This is a genomic window from Indolivaga macrotermitis (assembly GCF_900128985.1).
Lineage (GTDB): Bacteria > Bacteroidota > Bacteroidia > Bacteroidales > Dysgonomonadaceae > Dysgonomonas_A > Dysgonomonas_A macrotermitis.
Map to the genome: position 1 here is coordinate 438,478 of NZ_FQUC01000001.1, position 14,431 is coordinate 452,908.

Sequence of the window (14,431 nt, forward strand, 5' to 3'; positions counted from 1 at the left end):
AAAAAGCACCGGTGGTGTTCCTGATTGGAGATTCGACAGTAAAGAATGGACGGGGCGATGGTAGCGGAGGCCAGTGGGGCTGGGGAAGCTTCTTCGACAGCTTTTTCGATACATCCCGTATCTCTGTCGAAAATCATGCCTTAGGAGGCCGCAGCAGCCGTACATTCTTCACTGAGGGATTATGGAATAAAGTACTGCCCGGCTTAAAGAAGGGAGACTATGTGCTTATGCAATTCGGACATAACGATGGCGGTCCTCTTAATACAGGACGTGCACGTGCATCACTGAAAGGGACGGGCGAAGAGTCGGAAACAGTTATTATGGAAAGTAACGGAGGGCCTGAAGAGGTATTTACATATGGTCATTATCTGCGTCTGTACATCCGTCAGGCAAAAGCGGTAGGAGCAATTCCTATCGTATTATCTCCCACGCCCGGTAACAGGTGGACTGATGGTAAAGCTAACCGAATGACCAATACATATACACAATGGGCACAAGAAGTAGCCCGTCAGGAGGGTGTCGAATTTATCGACCTGAATGCAATTTCTGCCGAAAAGCTAGATGCTATGGGCGAAACAGCCGGACGCAACTTATTTAAAGATAGCGTGCATACCACAGAAGAAGGCGCTAAAATAAACGGGCAGTCGGTAGTCGATGGTTTAAAGAAAATACCGGACTTCTCGTTAAATCAATATTTGAAAAAGTGATATGAAGTTATTGATAAGAAGTATATATGTAATTACGATGGTGTTTTTGTTTGCCCCTTTTTTCGTGCCTGATGCAGGTGCGAAAGAAGGAGGTAAAACAGCAAGCAAACCGTTGTTCCGTGATACAAAATACGATGGAGCCGCCGATCCTGTAATTATCTGGAATAAAAAGGAAAATTGCTGGTTTATGTTTTACACCAACCGCAGGGCAAACCTTGATCCTTCAACAGGTGTAGATTGGGTACATGGCACGCCTATAGGTATCGCAAAATCGACCGACGGTGGGGCAAGCTGGCAATATCGGGGTGATGCTGTAATCAACTATGGCGAAAAAGACTATACTTATTGGGCTCCCGATGTAATAGAATATGGCGGAAAGTACCATATGTTTCTGACAGTCGTTCCCGGAATATTTACCGATTGGAAGCATCCACGCTCTATAGTCCAACTTGAAAGTGACAACCTGATAAACTGGGTACCTGTTCAGGAGATGCAGCTCGCATCCGATAAAGTTATAGATGCCGGTGTATTCAAAGCAAAAAACGGATGGTGGTATATGTATTACAACAATGAGAAAGACCGGAAATCTATCTATGCTGTAAAAAGTATGGATATGGTGAATTGGGAAGATGCAGGAAAAGTTGTAGGTGATAAATCCGGAGAAGGCCCGAAGGTTTTCTATTGGCACGACCGCTATTTTATGATCGTAGATAATTGGGACGGATTAGGTGTCTATTCATCTCCGGACCTTAAAGAGTGGGTACGGCAACCCGACAATATCCTCAAAAATCCCGGAAAAGGAAAAGATGACGAAACAAAGGGGCTTCATGCCGATGTTGTGGTGAATGAGGGTAAAGCTTATATTTTCTATTTTACACATCCCGGACGGAAAGAGGGAGTTCCCGATTCTTACGAAACCCGGCGGAGTTCGATACAGGTAGCCGAACTCGAATATAAAAACGGAGCAATTGTCTGCGATAGGGATAAAGAGGTGAAGATAAATCTGAAACCCTGAAAAGTAGAGCATATTTCTAGGCTTTTGTACGAAATTGCATTGAACCGTAAAACCTGTAAATCTATTTTTGTTTCTAAATAACTAAACCGTTTCTATCATGAAAAGACAAGCATTCAAGATGTATTTAAAGCCCGGGTTCGAGGCTGAATATGAAAAAAGACACAATGCCATTTGGCCCGAGTTGAGAGCATTGCTTAAAGAAACCGGAGTTTCGGATTATTCGATATTCTGGGATAAAGAAACGAATGTACTTTTTGCCTATCAGCTGGTTGATGGAGGAAGCTCGTCTCAGGACTTGGGCGGAAATCCGATCGTTCAGAAATGGTGGGCATATATGGCTGACATAATGGATACAAATCCGGATAATTCGCCAATATCTATCCCTTTGGATGAAGTCTTCCATATGGATTAATCCTGTTTGGCTAAAAAAAAATAACGAATGAAAAAATTACCATTCATACTTATACTGTTGATGTGCAGCCTTTCGGCGTTTTCTGCCGAAAAGTTTGTCCGTGTATTCGATTTTACCGGATCGGGACAAGCTCAGGCTTTACCTGTGGCCAAATCAACTATTTATGGAAATGGCTCAGCCTATGGATACGATTTGGGAACGATGCAAAACAACGGGCAACCCTTTTTCTTTTCGGTAGACGTACCCGAGGGGAACTATAAAGTGACGGTAACCCTGGGCAATAAGGATGCAGCTACCTGCACAACCGTAAAAGCAGAGTCGCGGCGGCTGATGCTCGAAAGTATACCGACAAAGAAAGGTGAATTTACAACCTATACATTCACAGTGAATGTCAGAAATACCAAGATAGGGGAGAACGATTCGGTGAGGATCAAACCCCGTGAGGTCGGAAAACTTATCTGGGATAATAAACTGACACTCGAATTCAATGGCGAAAATCCGTCTGTGACAGAGATTAAGATAGAGAAAGCCGATAATCTGATTACCCTTTTTCTGGCGGGAGATTCTACCGTTGTAGATGAAAATAACGAGCCTTGGAGCGGTTGGGGACAGTTGCTAACCCGTTTTTTTACTCCGGATGTAGCAGTAGCTAACTATGCGGAATCTGGGGAAGCTGCAAATTCATTTGTGTCATCAAAGCGGTTTGCAAAACTGCTTAGCGAAATGAAGCCCGGCGATTATCTTATCATTCAGTTTGGTCATAACGATCAAAAACAGAAAGGCGAAGGAAAAGGCCCATACGAAAGCTATACGAAAAACCTGAAATATCTGATAGACGAGGCCCGAGCCAAAGGAGGTATACCTGTACTGGTAACATCGATGGAGCGCCGCAGATTTGATGACGAAGGAAAACAGATCGATACCCATGGAGACTATCCCGATGCGGTTCGGAAACTGGCTAAACAGGAAAATCTGACATTACTCGACCTGAATGAAATGTCGAAAGTATTGTATCAGACATGGGGGGTAGAAGGCTCGAAGAAAGCTTTTGTACACTTTCCGGCAGGGACTTTTCCCGGTCAGAAAGAAGATTTGGCAGACAATACGCACTTCAATCCTTATGGCGGATACGAAATGGCTAAATGTATTGTACAAATGCTGAAAGATAGTGATCTGGCTATCAACCAATATATTGTAAAGGACTTCAAAGGATTTGATCCTTCGAGACCCGATGCGTTCGATGCGGTTCGTATACCCCGTTCGCCACTTTACTCTATGGCAAAACCGGATGGTAATTAAGGTCTCAGACCTTCTTATCTCTTTGGTAAGTGTAATAACAACAGCTTGTTGAGTTTATGGAATGTATCATTAATACTTGCTGTTCCCTAAATATTAAAATATATAAATAGACGAAGAAGGTCTACTTTACAATTAAAAATTTGAAGAGAAAATGAAACGATCTGCATTTCTACTGATGGGAGTATTAACTCTTATGGCAGGAACAGCTTTTGGACAACAACGCACCGATGAGGAGTGTATCAGGGCTGTTGCTGATAATATATTGAAACAACCCGTGACCCAGTTCGTGGGAGTGAAAACCAAAGTAACATACAACAGTACCAAAGAAATACCGAAAGGCGAGGATGTGACTTTCAAAAGCCCGCTTAGCGAATGGCATTATTCGAATGGAGTACTGGATATGAGCATGATCAATCTAGGTAAATACCTGAATGAATCTAAATATATCGATTATGCCAAGAATCATGTATCCTTTGGTTTTGCTAATTATGAGTATTTCAAAAATACTTTCCGTAATGACCGTAAACACTGGCACTGGCCTTTCGGACAGTTATGGAATACCAAAGAACTGGATGATTGTGGAGCAATGGGTGCGGCTGTGATCAATGTATATCAGTTAGATGCAAAAAAAGAATATAAAGCTTATATCGACACGGCTGCCGAACATATAATGTATGGCCAGGTTCGTTTGCAGGACGGTACATTGTGCCGGACATTTCCGCGTGAAATGACTGTTTGGGCAGACGATGTGTATATGAGCGTATCGTTCCTTTCTCAGATGGGAAAACTGACTGGTGACGCAAAATATTTCGATGAGGCGGCTAAGCAGATTATCCAGATTGCAGATTACCTGTGGTGTCCCGAGAAGCAATTGTTTTACCATTGCTATTATACCGACCTGAAACGCAATGGAGTAGCATTCTGGGGACGAGCCAATGGCTGGTTAACTGTATCTATGGCAATGCTGCTTGAAGTGATGCCGGAGAACCATCCGAAACGGGCGGAACTGATAGCTTTACTCGAAAAACAAATCGTAGGTGTGTCGCGATACCAGAATGGAAACGGTATGTGGAATCAGTTACTGGATAAGCCCGAATCGTACGACGAATCGTCTGTAACAGCCATGTACGTATATGGCATAGCTAAAGGAGTAAACAATAAATGGATTGATGCCGATTATGCCCGCATAGCCTTAGCCGGTTGGGATGCAATGAAGAAAGATCAGATCACGGAAGACGGACATTTCAAGAATGTTTGTGTTGGTACAGGGATCACCGATGACCTGCCCTTTTATTACAACCGTCCTGTGGGAGAAAACGAGAAACACGGCCTGGGGCTGATTATCGATACGGGGATTGAGATAATGAAATTGAAGAAGCAACTGGCAAAGTAGAGATATGATACAACACTTCAGATTACTGTTAATATCCCTATGGACAATTATTCTGCCACTTTCAGTTGCAGCTCAGATTCCTGATTTAGCATGGACTAAAACAGTTGGTGCCCGTACCGAACCTAAAGGAACAAAGGTGTTCAACGTCTCGGACTATGGAGCCAACCCTGATGGCACAACGCTTAATACACTCGCTATCCAAAAAGCGATAGATGCCTGCGCCGCTTCGGGAGGGGGTACAGTTACTTTTTCGCCGGGTCGCTATCTTACAGGGTCTATTTATGTGAAAGCAGGTGTAAACCTTAATATACCAAAACGTACCGTACTGCTCGGAAGTCAGGATATAAACGACTATCCGGAGATGGATACACGTGTTGCCGGATTAGAAATGCGCTGGCCTTCGGCTTTGATTAATATTCTGGATCAGAAGAATGTAATGATCAGCGGAGATGGAATTGTACACGGACAAGGAAAGGTTTTCTGGGATTCATATTGGGCTTTGCGCCGCGATTATGAAAAACAGGGTTTACGCTGGATTGTCGATTACGACTGTAAGCGTCCTCGTACTCTCCTGATCTCCGAATCATCGGACGTAACGGTAAAGGATCTAACTTTTCAACAGGCCGGATTCTGGACTATCCAGATCTTATATTCAACACAATGTACTGTTGACGGAGTGGTCATTCAGAATAATATAGGAGGGCATGGCCCCAGCACCGATGGTGTGGATATAGATTCGTCGTCACGTATATTGGTGCAGAATTGCGATATAGACTGTAATGACGATAACTTTTGCCTGAAATCGGGCAGGGATGCCGATGGTTTGAGGGTAAACCGCCCTACGGAATATATTGTGATCAGGGATTGTGTGTCGCGTGCCGGAGGCGGTTTGTTGACCTGTGGCAGCGAAACATCCGGAGGTATACGCTATGTGTATGCCGAAAACCTGAAAGCTAAAGGAACAACGGTAGGTATCCGCCTGAAATCGGCGATGAACCGTGGTGGTACTACTGAGCATATTTATGTGAACAATATAGAGATGGAAGATGTAGGAACAGTGTTCGAAGCAACAATGAACTGGAATCCTGCGTACAGCTATTCTACATTACCTGAAGAATACGAAGGGAAAACATTACCCGACCATTGGCAGAAAATGCTGGAAAAAGTAGACCCGAAAGCCGGGATACCTTATTTCAATGATGTGTATTTATCGAACTTCAATGTGAAAAAATCACGTCAAATGATGAGTGTGGCCGGAAGTCAGGAATCGCTGATGCGTAATTTTCATTTTTCGGATATCGATGCGGATGTAGAAGATTTCGGGGAAATAACTTTTGCGAAAGATTGGACTTTCGGTAACTATATAAAAATTAAAGCCCGTAGCCATGAACCGGCAACCGTCAATAATTCGGTGAATGTGAAGATTCCCGAAAATGAGGCATTCCGGCAGGTCGAATTTCCATATCAATTGAAGACAGGCAACACTTCGATAGTTGCGGCGGCACATCCGGAGGTAGCCTTCTATTTACCGGAAATGGCAGGCAACCTGAAACTCGGGGTTATAGTCGGAAAAGAGAGTAAGTGGCTGAGCCAATTTAAGTCAAAGTCAGTCGAAAAGGCAAGCAATGGTTTGATATACAGGTATACCGGAGAAATTCTCGGAAAAGGGGCTCTGGATATACAAATTGTAACTATACCGGATACAGATGGTATAGTACTGGAAGTAAAAGGAGATAACCTGCCGCAGGATGTCCGTTTGTTCTGGTCATATGGAGGTGCTTACGGTAAAGTGCTGGATAAGAAAGAAACAGGATCGTTAAAGCCTTTGTATTGCAAAGACAATGTATTTAGTGTAGAAGAAAGTGCCTTCACGCTCTATTATGGAGAAAGTATGAAGCTGAGAGTAATCAATATGGTAGCACCTGTAACTTCTGATATCCGGCTTTCGGATGCCTTTGATCAGGAATCACCATTGATCTTTTTCGAGTCGGGAAAAGATACCACTGCACCTGCACTGGCTGCTACACTTCCGCTTGTAAACGGGAAGAAAGAATATTTTTGTGTCTATAAGCAAAACGATAAAGCCGATTATAACCACTTTATGTTACCTGCTTTGTTTAATAAGCTAAGTGCTTCAAAATAAACGGCAGATGAGCAAATTTATCAGTGCACTTATTCTATGCTGCATGAATGTAGCGTTTGTAGCAGGGCAGAACGATACTACGGTATTCAACGTATTTTGCTTTCCACCCGATAAAGTACCTGTGATTGACGGTGATACCCGCGACTGGGATATCGTTCCGGCATCGTATGTCATCGGTATGGACGAAATGACCGAAGATGAAGGAAAGCATAGTAAAGCCGATAAAAATAATCTGGATATAAACGTGAAGGTAGGTTGGGTCGAAGGACAAAACCGGCTTTATTTCCTCTATGAAGCGTACGACAATTACTGGTCGTTTACCCGTGAAGGATTGGAGGTGGATATATTTGAGGTTGTGGTAGACGGTGACCGTTCGGGAGGCCCTTTTATCGATAAATTTTATCCGTTTAAGGATATAAGTAAAGAAGAGGCATGGGATCTTTTTCACGGGCGTCAGGCTCAGAACTATCATATCTATACTCCTTCGAAGAACGGCGATTGGTGTATGTACTGGGGACCACAGCAATGGCTGAAAGAAAAACCTTATTCGGATTACAGTTATAAGTATGACTTTAAAGAAGGTGAAAGCGGAAAACTAACACTTGAATTCTATATCACGCCATTTGATTATGCTTCGCCCGATGGAGCTGAATATTCGGCGGAATCGCAGTTACGGGCAAATAAATTAATTGGCTTATGCTGGGCGGTTATAGATTTTGATAATAGCGAAGGAAAATCGAAAGACGGTTTTTGGAATCTGTCGCGCCATCATACTATGTATGGCAACGCTTCAGAATTACGGACTTTCAGGCTGATGCCTCATGAGGATTAATTTATCTATACTGGAAGAGTTCTTTGAAGGCATAGACATAGAAAAAATGAAAATCAGGTGTCACCTTTGTCACCTTTTGAGGGTTAAGATGTTGATATACATTTATATGAAAAGGTGACATGTGTATACTTTCTGTCACCTTTCTGTTTACTTTGTCACTTTATTGTATAAGACTTTTTATTACTTTAGCGCCCTGTTTAAGGCCTCAGGCCTTTTTATTGGTTTTGTAAGTGAAACGGCAATAGCCTGCTATAGTTTAAAAATATATCGTTAACTGCTTGCTGTTACCTAATTTTTATAAAAATGAAAAGACAAATGCATTTTCTATTCTTTTTGTTGCTGGCTATATTGCCGGTAACAGCACAGGATGCCCGTATCAAAATAGCTTGTATAGGAAACAGTATTACGGAAGGCGCAGTTGCCAGTGACCGGGTAAATAAGGGCTATGTGGGGCAATTGTCTCAAATGATGGGCAAGGGCTACGATGTGCGTAATTTCGGGGTGAGCGGGGCAACCGGATGCCGGAACACGTATAAACCATACGATAAATGCGATAAGTTTGAAGAAGCGAAAGCTTTCCTGCCGAATGTGGTTACTATAGCTTTGGGCACAAATGATTCTCAGCCGCGAGTATGGAATACCGGAGACTTTGCGTCGCATTTCGAATCCGATTTAGATTCATTATGTAATGTATTCGAATCGTTACCATCAAAGCCACGTATATACCTGTGCTTACCGATTCCTATTATGCCCAATACAAATTGGGAGCATCAACCAAAAGTATTGAAAGAAGAAATTATACCATTAATAAGAAAAGTAGCAGAAAAAAGAGGGTACGGCATTATCGACCTGTATTCGCAATTGTCGGGATGCGAAGATTGTTACCCTGATACCGACAAACTCCACCCGAATGACTTTGGTCATGAGAAGATTGCCGAGTACATATATTCGGTACTGGTGAAAGAACAATAGGATAGTTAGTTAACCGAAAAACGGATTGAAAGAAGATGAAACGGATATTTTTTATTATAGTTCTGGTTGCGGCAATAGGGCAAACCTTTGCAGCAACGTACAACGTGAAAGATTACGGCGCAAAAGGCGACGGTAAGCAAATAGATTCGGATGCAATAAATAAGGCAATCGAAACAGCTTCGGCTAATGGCGGAGGTACCATATTCCTGCCTGCCGGAACCTATCTGAGCTATTCGATACGGATGAAAGATAATATCACTCTTCATCTCGATGCAGGCAGTGTTCTTCTGGCGGCTTATCCCGTAGAGGATAGGGGATATGATATTGCAGAAGAGAATGAGCATAACAAGTTTCAGGATTTCGGGCATAGCCATTGGCAAAACAGCCTTATATGGGGTATCGGGTTAAGCGATATTTCTATCGAAGGACGCGGACGGATTGATGGACGGGGGCTTACCCGCGAAGAGAGCCGTTTACCCGGAGTAGGGAATAAAGCTATCAGTTTAAAACTATGTAAGAATGTTACGATCAAGGATGTGCAGATGGTCAATTGCGGGCACTTCGCTCTCTTGGCAACCGGTGTCGACAATATGACTATCAACAATGTATGGGTAGATACAAACAGGGATGGATTTGATATAGATTGTTGCCGCAATGTCCGTATATCGGATTGTTCGATCAATTCTCCCTGGGACGATGCCATTGTTCTGAAAAGTAGCTTTGCATTAGGATTCTTCCGTGATACCGAAAATATTACAATAACCAACTGTTATGTCAGTGGTTATGACAAAGGTTCTGTTCTGGGAGGCACATTCGAAAGGAAAGAGCCTCAGGCTCCCGACCATGGATATGTGACAGGACGTATCAAGATGGGAACGGAGTCGAGCGGAGGTTTCAAGAATATCAGTATCTCTAATTCGGTATTCGAGAATTGCAGGGGTTTGGCTCTGGAGTCGGTCGATGGCGGTTCTTTAGAAGATATTGTAATCAGCAATATAACCATGAGGGATATTGTAAATGCTCCTATCTTCCTGAGGCTGGGTTCCCGCTTACGAAGCCCTAAAGGTACTCCTGTAGGAAAGATGGCGCGTATAACTATCAGTAACCTGAATGTTTACAATGCCGATTCGCGTTATGCTTCCATAATCAGCGGAATACCCGATAATTATATTGAGGATGTAGTACTCGACAATATCCGTATAGTGTATAAAGGTGGTGGAACGAAAGAGGATGCATTGCTCACCCCTCCCGAAAATGAGGCTGTATATCCCGAGCCGTGGATGTTCGGAACAATTCCTGCTTCGGGCTTCTTTATTCGCCATGCCCGTAATGTCGAACTGAATAATATTCAGTTAAGTTTTATGGCTCCCGACTATCGTCCGTCTCTGTGGCTCGATGATGTTGATGGCTGTCGCTTACTGAATTACAGGGCGAAAATACAAACAGGGGTGGAGCCTTATATTCAGAGTAATGTGACAGGTTTCGAAATGAATATGAGTAATATATCGGAATAAATATATAATATTGCAGGATAAACTAATGAAACAATGATAAACAAGAAGGTTATTTTATCCGCATTATGTTGTATTATGTTATCTGTATCTGTAAATATAAACTCACAAACCAAGGTAATTGCTCATAGAGGTTATTGGGACTGCGAAGGTTCGGCCCAGAACTCTATTGCTGCCTTGAATAAGGCTCACGAGATTGGAGTTTACGGGTCGGAATTTGATGTAATCATAACTCCGGATGGAGTGCCTGTGGTGAATCACGATGATGTAATCGAAGGTATGCGTATCGAAGATACTCCATACGAAAGAATTAAAGATCTAAAATTGAAGAACGGGGAAACGCTTCCTACTTTGGAACAGTACCTCATAGCAGGTAAAGCCAATGAAGGGACTCAGCTGATATTAGAGATCAAACCTCACAGGGAAAAAGTGAATGAAGACCGTGCGGTTGCTGCTACGTTGGCTTTAGTTACAAAATACAACCTACAAAAACAGGTAGAGTATATCTCTTTTAGCATGAATATCTGCAAAGAATTGCTACGTCAATCCCCTGAGTCTCAAATAGCATATCTGGAAGGAGAGTTATCTCCGAAGGAAATTAAGGAAATAGGGCTTACAGGTATCGATTATCATTATAGTGTGTTCGAAAAGCATCCCGACTGGATTATTGAGGCCAAATCTTTAGGTTTATCTATTAATGCCTGGACTGTGAACGATCCACTGATAATGAAAACGCTTATAGATCAACAAGTCGATTTTATTACAACAGACAAACCTGTTGAAGCTCAGGCTTTATTACGATAAAGCCTTGCCTAGCTAAGTATTGTCGCCACAATAGACCGTGAACCACCATCATTCCGGAATTCGCAAAGGTAGATACCTTGCCATGTCCCCAGATTAAGTTTATGATTGGTTATCGGTATGCTTAGTTCCATTCCTGTAAGTATAGATTTAGCATGGGCAGGCATATCATCATCGCCTTCCAATGTATGCTCATAATAAGGTTCGCGTTCCTTTACCAACTTGTTAAAGATAGAATTAAGGTCGATACGTACATCAGGGTCGTAGTTCTCATTGATCGATAATCCTGCGGATGTATGTTTGATAAATAAATGGAGTATTCCATTTTCTGGTAAATGATCTAGTTGATTAACTATCTCATTGGTAATGATATGGAATCCTCTTGGTTTACTCTTCAGTCTGATTTCTTTTTGATTTACCATATAAGTAGAATAATTTAGTTCTAGTATTATATGTCTTTGTTTGATGTCATGTCAAGTGGTTTGTTCACTTGATGTTATTCATGTAATCGTTCAGATTTATATCAGTGTCTATACCGAGCTTCTTACGTAAACGATACCTGCTGACTTCAACACCTCGTATAGTTATATTCATAAGTGAAGCTATCTCTTTAGATGACAGGTTCATTTTAAGATAAGCACATAATACTTTCTCGTTTCGGGTCAAATTGGTGAATCTCTTTTCCAAAAGGTTAAAGAAATCGGCATGGAGAACATTGAAGTTCGATTGAAAAACCTCGAAATCCTTATCATGCTCAATGTTGTTGTTGATTTGCGAGATCAAGCTGACAACTTTTTGCTTTATTACAATAGGCTGCTTATTGTCATCGATAGCCTTCGATATAGAGAAAGCACTTCTTTTCACGTCCTCAAGCATTTCGTTCTTTCTGGCCAGATTCAATATATAGCCCGATAATTCCTGAGCTTTGTATGAGAGCTTATTTCTCAGGTTTTCATTCTGGAGCTCGTATATTTCCTTATCTTTCAGTAATTGCTCTTCGTTATGCTTTTCGTGCTGGGCAATAAGTTCCTTACCTTTCTCGTCTATAATACGCTTTTGGCGCCCTATAGTGCGCCTGTAAAAAACATAGATACTTGCTAATATAATGATTGTATAGGTCAAATATGCCCAGAATGACCTGTACCATGGAGGCAATACCCTGAATGTTAGTTTGGTAATAACAGAGGAATGTGTCTCCCCTTTTCTGAACGCCATTACCTCAAAAGTATATTTGCCTTCAGGTAATCTAGTATATTCTTTATTGGTTTTTGATGATGGCGTGCTCCATCTTTCATCGATATCAAGGAGGCGGACTGCATAAACAATCTCATTCTGATTTGCATATTCGGGAGATGCAAATTGAATATTGATTGAATTGAGGCTGTAAGGAATTTCTAAAGGAATTTTGGCCTTTTCATAAAAGAGAACACTGTCGATATCTGTGGCAACGATTTTCCGGATTGCGACCGAAAAAGGAGCTGATTCTTTTTGCTGGGCTGGCAGGTTTATATTCACAAATCCCCGGGCTACGCCTACAATGACAGAGGCCGTATCCTGTGTCATTATATTTTCGTAACTGTTAATTAACTCATTGCTTAATCCAATAGTGTATATTTTTTTGCCATATCCATTATTATAAGGTAAAAGTTTCAGATTATTATCGGTCACAAACCAGATATTCTTATTGTTGTCGATAGATAAATGATCATACTTGCGGGGGCCCTCGAGCAGATATTCGAGTTCTGTGAAAGGAATAAACTTATCAGACATTTTCTCGTATTTCAGGATTCCTTTTTTGGAACAGATAAAGATGGTATTGTCTATTTTCTTGAAGAAAGGATTTTCAGAATTTAATTGTCCGTTCAATATATACTCTTTCTTTTCAACAATATTCATGAGTTCCTTATCCAGTTTGATCCGGATAACAGTGTTTTCGCTGCCCATTATCCAAAAAACATTGGGTTCATCTTCAAAGAACCCTCTACACGAATTATAAAAATCAGCCACATTATGCGAGAATCCCCATCGGCCGGAATTTTTAGAGAGGATCCGTAACCCTGAATATGAACTGGCGATCATTTTATCTTTGTACGCCAGAAGAGGGTGCACCTCCCAAATACCGGACAATGGGATGGAATATGTTTTACCATTTTCGATAACCAAAATTTTGGCATCACCTGTGCTGAACAAGGTTTGGTCATACGTCGATAAGGACCATATCTGCCCTTCACTGTCTTTTATCAGCGAATAGAGACCTTTTGAGTCAGTCTTATACAAACCCTGATTAGTTCCCAGATAAACCTCATTGTTATATATAGCAGAACAATAGCCTGCACCTATCGGAGAGTTGATCGAAAACATAGGGCGTATAGCCGACATTATATCTATATAACTAATCCCCTGGTTCAATCCGATCCAGAGGTTGCCTTCTTTATCGAATAATGAGCTGAGTATTGTATTGTTTAATAAGCCATTATTGAGATTGAATTCTTCATGGTATTGAGGCTTTTCCAGATCAACCAAAAGCATACCGTTCTGTACAGACCCCAATGCTAATAAAGAATCTTTTAGTGAAGCACAAAAGAGTTGATTGTTATTGATAAAATTCTGAGCAGATGGAAGAATTACCCTTTCTTTCTTTTTATCACCTAGAAAGTATAATCCGTTTCGGGCCGAAGTGATAAGCAGCTTATTTTCATAAGGAAGAATGCTGACTATCTTTTCTCCTTTAAGATTCTCCGAATCAAGTAATGATATTATATTGTCATTTTGATTCAAATAATAAATTCCGTCGGTACTGCCTAAATAGATATGATTATTGATTAATGAAGCGCAATCTATTTTGATCCCTGTCTGGATTATCCGGATATTCTCTTTTTCGTCATAAACCAGTATATTCCCTTCATCCTGAAAGTATATCTTTTTATTTCTTACAAATATATTCCAGACTTCGCCTCTCCATTCAGGAACAAACTTTGTCAGACTATGATATATCCACATGCCGGTATCGTTGGCCTCGAAATATCCCAATTCAGAGCTACCTCCAATATAAATTCTGTTTCCTTTAATTTCTATGGAACGCACAATCGAATTCCTGATCGGATATAAAGACCAGTATATTCCATCGAACTCAAGCAAGCCTGAAGAATTGGCAATATATATCTTTTTGTTTACCGGATGTTGTTTTACCATCCAGTTCTGAGAGCCGCCAGTATAGGCGTTCCGTTCATAGTTTATAATGTCTCGTTGCCATATAATAGAAGGATAAACCGAAGGAATGAACAGTACTAAAAGGACTATGTTAAGAAAAATTTTCATCGATAATAAAGGTTAAAGCTACACTAAA

The 14,431-nt window shown here is 41.4% G+C and carries 12 protein-coding genes; 10 read left to right on the forward strand and 2 right to left on the reverse strand.

Features of this window, described 5'->3' with window-relative positions:
* Nucleotides 1-14 precede the first annotated feature (14 nt).
* From BUC12_RS20305 to BUC12_RS01785, 10 genes are all read left to right on the forward strand, one after another.
* Nucleotides 15-707 (forward strand): rhamnogalacturonan acetylesterase, encoded by a 693-nt coding sequence (locus tag BUC12_RS20305; protein ID WP_236689356.1) that lies wholly within the window; start codon nt 15-17, stop codon nt 705-707.
* Between the two features lies 1 nt (nt 708).
* Nucleotides 709-1,722, forward strand: a complete 1,014-nt coding sequence (locus BUC12_RS01745; protein WP_082141845.1) for a family 43 glycosylhydrolase — start codon at nt 709-711, stop codon at nt 1,720-1,722.
* Nucleotides 1,723-1,819: 97 nt separating this feature from the next.
* Nucleotides 1,820-2,134 (forward strand): L-rhamnose mutarotase, encoded by a 315-nt coding sequence (gene rhaM / locus BUC12_RS01750; RefSeq protein WP_062175449.1) that lies wholly within the window; start codon nt 1,820-1,822, stop codon nt 2,132-2,134.
* A 27-nt stretch (nt 2,135-2,161) separates the two neighbouring features.
* Nucleotides 2,162-3,433 (forward strand): rhamnogalacturonan acetylesterase, encoded by a 1,272-nt coding sequence (locus tag BUC12_RS01755; protein WP_062175450.1) that lies wholly within the window; start codon nt 2,162-2,164, stop codon nt 3,431-3,433.
* A gap of 151 nt (nt 3,434-3,584) precedes the next feature.
* Nucleotides 3,585-4,826: a glycoside hydrolase family 88/105 protein gene (locus tag BUC12_RS01760; protein WP_062175451.1), complete on the forward strand. Its 1,242-nt coding sequence runs from the start codon at nt 3,585-3,587 to the stop codon at nt 4,824-4,826.
* A 4-nt stretch (nt 4,827-4,830) separates the two neighbouring features.
* A complete protein-coding gene (locus BUC12_RS19970) occupies nt 4,831-6,969 on the forward strand; it encodes a DUF4450 domain-containing protein (RefSeq protein WP_070808521.1) in 2,139 nt (712 codons plus the stop codon).
* Nucleotides 6,970-6,976: 7 nt separating this feature from the next.
* Nucleotides 6,977-7,801, forward strand: coding sequence for a hypothetical protein (locus BUC12_RS01770; RefSeq protein ID WP_062175452.1), 825 nt, complete (start codon nt 6,977-6,979; stop codon nt 7,799-7,801).
* Nucleotides 7,802-8,104: 303 nt separating this feature from the next.
* Nucleotides 8,105-8,773: a GDSL-type esterase/lipase family protein gene (locus BUC12_RS01775; RefSeq protein WP_082141846.1), complete on the forward strand. Its 669-nt coding sequence runs from the start codon at nt 8,105-8,107 to the stop codon at nt 8,771-8,773.
* A 35-nt stretch (nt 8,774-8,808) separates the two neighbouring features.
* A complete protein-coding gene (locus tag BUC12_RS01780) occupies nt 8,809-10,287 on the forward strand; it encodes a rhamnogalacturonidase (RefSeq protein WP_062175454.1) in 1,479 nt (492 codons plus the stop codon).
* Between the two features lie 33 nt (nt 10,288-10,320).
* A complete protein-coding gene (locus tag BUC12_RS01785) occupies nt 10,321-11,088 on the forward strand; it encodes a glycerophosphodiester phosphodiesterase (RefSeq protein ID WP_062175455.1) in 768 nt (255 codons plus the stop codon).
* Nucleotides 11,089-11,096: 8 nt separating this feature from the next.
* Here BUC12_RS01785 and BUC12_RS01790 read toward each other — a convergent pair whose 3' ends face one another.
* Nucleotides 11,097-11,507, reverse strand: coding sequence for a secondary thiamine-phosphate synthase enzyme YjbQ (locus tag BUC12_RS01790; protein ID WP_062175456.1), 411 nt, complete (start codon nt 11,505-11,507; stop codon nt 11,097-11,099).
* A 64-nt stretch (nt 11,508-11,571) separates the two neighbouring features.
* The gene (locus BUC12_RS01795) at nt 11,572-14,403 is read right to left on the reverse strand and encodes a triple tyrosine motif-containing protein (RefSeq protein ID WP_062175457.1); all 2,832 of its coding nucleotides are present in this window, start codon (nt 14,401-14,403) and stop codon (nt 11,572-11,574) included.
* Nucleotides 14,404-14,431: the final 28 nt, after the last annotated feature.